This window comes from Streptomyces sp. 4N124 (assembly GCF_052245395.1).
Lineage (GTDB): Bacteria > Actinomycetota > Actinomycetes > Streptomycetales > Streptomycetaceae > Streptomyces.
On sequence record NZ_JBQQBS010000145.1, the window covers coordinates 1 to 919 of the forward strand.

The following is a 919-nucleotide window of genomic DNA, read 5'->3' on the forward strand; positions in this document are numbered from 1 at the left end:
GGCGGTGAGGCGGGTGCGGTCGCAGGCCGCGCAGAACGGGCGGGTGACCGAGGCGATGACGCCGACGCGGTGCGGCCCGCCGTTGACCAGCCAGCGCTCCGCCGGGGCCGAGCCGCGGGCCTCGTCGCCCTCCTCGGCCAGCTCGAAGCGGGTGCGCAGCGAGGCCAGGATGTCGCCCGCGGTGATCATGCCGTCGCGCTTCCAGCCGTGCTGGGCGTCCAGCGGCATCTGCTCGATGAACCGCAGCTCGTAGTCGTGCTCCACCGCCCAGGCCAGCAGGTCGGGGGCCTCGTCGTCGTTCAGCCCCGGCATCAGGACCGAGTTGACCTTGACCGGGGTCAGGCCCGCCTCGCGGGCGGCGTGCAGGCCCTCGATGACGTCATGGTGGCGGTCCCGGCGGGTCAGGGCCTTGAAGACGTCCGGGCGCAGGGTGTCCAGCGAGACGTTGACCCGGTCCAGGCCCGCCGCCTTCAGGGCGGACGCGGTGCGCTTGAGGCCGATGCCGTTCGTGGTCAGGGACATCTGCGGGCGCGGCTCCAGCGCCGCGACCCGCTCCACGATGCCGACCAGGCCGGGGCGCAGCAGCGGCTCGCCGCCGGTGAAGCGGACCTCCGTGATGCCCAGGGAGGTGACGGCTATGTCGATCAGGCGGACGATCTCGTCGTCCGTGAGCAGGTCCGGCTTGGCCAGCCACTGCAGGCCCTCCTCGGGCATGCAGTACGTGCACCGCAGATTGCAGCGGTCGGTCAGCGAGACCCTCAGGTCGGTGGCCACTCGGCCGTAGGTGTCGATGAGCACGTGGGCCCCCTCCCTCGCAGCGGATCCATCATTTTCCGACACCTGCGAGCCTACGCGACGCCACCGACAACCAGCAGGGGCCTTTTCCCACCAGGAACGACGCGGCCGCGTCGTAGGAATC

General features: G+C 71.6%; 1 protein-coding gene. It reads right to left on the bottom strand.

Translation table 11 applies throughout. The annotated features are described in order from the left end of the window. Positions 1-798 (bottom strand): GTP 3',8-cyclase MoaA (gene moaA / locus ACTWQO_RS48470; protein WP_443243808.1); only part of this gene is annotated, 798 nt, incomplete at its 3' end. Positions 799-919 lie beyond the last annotated feature (121 nt).